This window comes from Brachyspira catarrhinii, from assembly GCF_005518285.1.
Taxonomy (GTDB): Bacteria; Spirochaetota; Brachyspiria; order Brachyspirales; family Brachyspiraceae; genus Brachyspira; species Brachyspira catarrhinii.
In genome coordinates this window covers 1-3,183 of sequence record NZ_SJDU01000270.1, presented here as the reverse complement: position 1 = coordinate 3,183, position 3,183 = coordinate 1, and the positions used below count along the sequence as shown (strand labels likewise).

The window sequence follows — 3,183 nt, the reverse complement described above, 5'->3', positions numbered from 1 at the left end:
AAGGAGACAATGTCATTATAGAAGTTGAAGAATTGAAAAGAGGAATAAATTTTTTTGTTTACATACTTCCGTTAATTTGTCTTATAGTCGGATATGTTATCGGAGATTATTTTTCAAAATTAATATCTGTAGAAAATTTGGGACCGATTTTTTCTTTTGTTTTATTTTTTATTTATATAATTTTTGGAATTCTGAAATTAAAAAAGAATAATAAAATAATAGCCAATATAATTTGTAAAAACGAAAATATAGACGATTTTAATAAATGAAAAACAGAATAATAATCACCGTATTTACTATTATAATCGCTTCTTTAACGACATATTTTTTCGTTTCTATAAAAACAAAAAAAGATTTGGAATCTTTTTATAATATAGGAAACGATGCGTTATCTTCGGTTAATAAAGTAAACGGACTTAAAATTATTCCAAAAATCGAAACTCTCGAAGACGCCAAAATAAAAATCTTAACTTTCAATAAAGTTCCAGATTCTATTACAAACGCCGTAAAATACGCGAACTATTTATGGAAAAACGAAGGCTATTATATAATAACCAACGATAATTTTGGAAAGAAAAACGGAAAAGTCGAGCTTGCAAAAAATTCCTCTGAAAGCGGAAAAATATTAAAAGTAAATGTTAATTGTGGCGAAAACGATTCTTTTGAAGTTGTCATAAGTCTTATAAACGGAAGTCTTTTGTTAAAAAACAATAATTAAAAAATAATACGAATAATAATTAAATATCATGCATACTAAAATTGAGCCAATATCCCAATTCTATAAATAATTTTTTTTCTTCTTCGCCGAATTGAATATCTCCGCTTTTATATTTCGTTAGAATCTTATAAAAAATATTTTCGTAAGTGTTTCTGTCTATCGGCATATCGTTATTTGATAAAAATTTTATATCGCTTAGAAGTTCGAATAATATTTTTGCATTTCCCGTTTCGTATAATTCGTTTAGCGCTTTTTCAATTTTATCGCCAATCAAACTCGATATACCGCTGTTTGAAACGAACATTCCAGCGTTTCTCGCGTTTTTAAGTCCGTTTGAAACTTCTTCGTAGGCGTCCTTTCCTTTTTCAAGGATTTTTTCTCTTAAAATAGGGGAAACCATCGCTCCCATAAGTCTTCTGTAATCGTAATCTGGAGTTATGCCGTTAGAATTAAAATAATCGAATAATTTTCTATATTCGGGATAAACCTCATGCATTAGTTTATTCAATTTTTCAATATCTTTTTTAAATATGTCGTTTGCAAATTTATCTCTCACATCGGATGTTAAATCTTTCAAAGAGAGAGTATGAATTTCCGAATTATTAAGCTCGTCATAATTTTGAGAGATTTGAATTTGATTTTTTAATTCGTAATTCTCTTCGATAGTTTTCGCCTTAAAATATATATCCGAGTCAATATTGTCTATCAATATTCCTTCGATATAATTTTTTTCTTTTTTTGTCGCTCTTATAATATGTTTAAAAATATTTATATTATCTTCTTTATAATCCGAAGCGATTAAATTAAAAATAAAATGATTGATAATATATAATTTATAAAAAATGTCTTCTTTTTCTTCCTTCTCGTAAAAATATCTTGCCGTGCGATGTTCGGGTTTATTGCTTATTGATTTTTCCAAAGTTTCCAAAAATTCTTTATGAGCTTCCTCGACAAAATTCGCGTTCTTGCCTTTAACCAACATTCTCGCGTAATGAAAAGACTGTTCGGCATATTGCATATTTTTAACTGGCTCTAATCTCGAAACATCTTCAAAAAACCATCCGCATGAAGTGTAAGCGAAAAGCGAATATTTATAAGATTCCATCAAAAATACGAATTCTTTAAAAGATATAAATTTGGAGCAAATTTCATACAAATCTTTAGCGTCCGAATCGTTATAAATGGCTCGAACATATTCTTCTCTCAAAGAGTTTCTCGTATCGTTTGTGAAATCCAAAAAAGTGCTGAATAATTTATCTTGCATATTTCTCAATATATCGAAAGCCTCTCTTAACGGAGTTCGCCAAGATAAATCGCATCCGTCCCATCCTCCGCATCCGCAGGCACTTCTCCATCTTTCCACTCCATGCGAACAACTCCATGAAGTTCCGCGTCCGCCCTCGCCTTCATGCAATATAACCTCTTCGGTTGGCGGGAACATATTCAAATAATGCTCGTAATTTGTAGGAATAATGCCGTCATGATGAATATTTTCTTTAAAATACCATGAAAGGCACATATCGGCAAAAGCTTCATGATGTCCATAGCTCTCTCCGTCTGTCGCTATATTTACCAAATTTCTATTTCCGTAAGCGTTTCTTATTCTTTCAGCGAATTTATCGGCGGACCTCAATAAATGCTGAAAAGCTATATCGTTTGAAATATAAGGGTCGTAGAAAAATACCGCTATTTTTTTACCTTCATGTCCGTATAACCAATAAGGTTTTGAAGTGTCGATTTGCCCTCCCGAAACATCAAGTAGAGTAGAATTTTTTACATAATGCGCTTGATAAGGAGACAATATGGTAAATTTGACTCCGCAATCGAATAAAGCGTCAACCGTGTCCAAATTAATCGCAGTTTCCGAAAGCCACATTCCGTTTGATTTTCTTTTAAAATATTTTTCAAAATTATACAAGCCCCATTTTATTTCCACTCTCATATCTTCTTTTTTAGCCAAAGGCAAAATAATATGATTATAAACTTGGGCTATAGCGTTTCCAAAGCCCAATCTTTCAATGCTTTTTCTGTCCGCCTCGACTATTCTTTCAAGCAAATCGCCTCTCGTTTTTGCAATATAATCTATAAGAGTGGGACCGAAATTAAAACTCATGTATTGATAATTATTCGACATATCGGCTATTTTTCCGCCCAAATCGAGTATTCTCGAATACGCGTTCGGGCTATAGCATTCTTTAGTTATTCTCTCGTTCCAATCATGCGAAGGAGACGCGCTCGCTTCTTTTGGAATCTCCCCCAAAAATGGGTTTTCTCTCGGCGGTTGATAAAAATGTCCATGTAATATTAAGTATCTCATAAGTTCATTATAATATAAAATTATTTAATTGCAAGAACTATTTTTATATTTTATTGCGCCATATTATTGACTTATTTTTTCAAATATTATATATTTTTTTAATTCTACTTTTGTATTGATAATTTATATATTATTAATTATATAATAA

Annotated in this window: 3 protein-coding genes; 2 read left to right on the top strand and 1 reads right to left on the bottom strand. The window is 30.9% G+C overall.

Features of this window, described 5'->3' with window-relative positions; genetic code table 11:
• Together EZH24_RS09185 and EZH24_RS09180 are read left to right on the top strand one after the other, a co-directional pair.
• On the top strand, positions 1–269 hold a 269-nt coding region (locus EZH24_RS09185; protein WP_161976130.1), incomplete at its 5' end, for a SoxR reducing system RseC family protein.
• Entirely contained in the window at positions 266–718 is a 453-nt protein-coding gene (locus EZH24_RS09180) for a hypothetical protein (RefSeq protein WP_137998861.1), read from the top strand. The genes EZH24_RS09185 and EZH24_RS09180, both read left to right, overlap by 4 nt.
• A 19-nt stretch (positions 719–737) precedes the next feature.
• Here the strand turns inward: EZH24_RS09180 and EZH24_RS09175 are convergent, their stop codons facing one another.
• Positions 738–3,035: a DUF3536 domain-containing protein gene (locus tag EZH24_RS09175; protein ID WP_137998860.1), complete on the bottom strand. Its 2,298-nt coding sequence runs from the start codon at positions 3,033–3,035 to the stop codon at positions 738–740.
• Positions 3,036–3,183 lie beyond the last annotated feature (148 nt).

Excerpts from the sequence above, each read along its gene's own strand:
- EZH24_RS09180 (WP_137998861.1), top strand. The coding sequence starts at position 266 with ATGAAAAACAGAATAATAATCACCGTATTTACTATTATAATCGCTTCT.
- EZH24_RS09175 (WP_137998860.1), bottom strand. The coding sequence starts at position 3,035 with ATGAGATACTTAATATTACATGGACATTTTTATCAACCGCCGAGAGAA.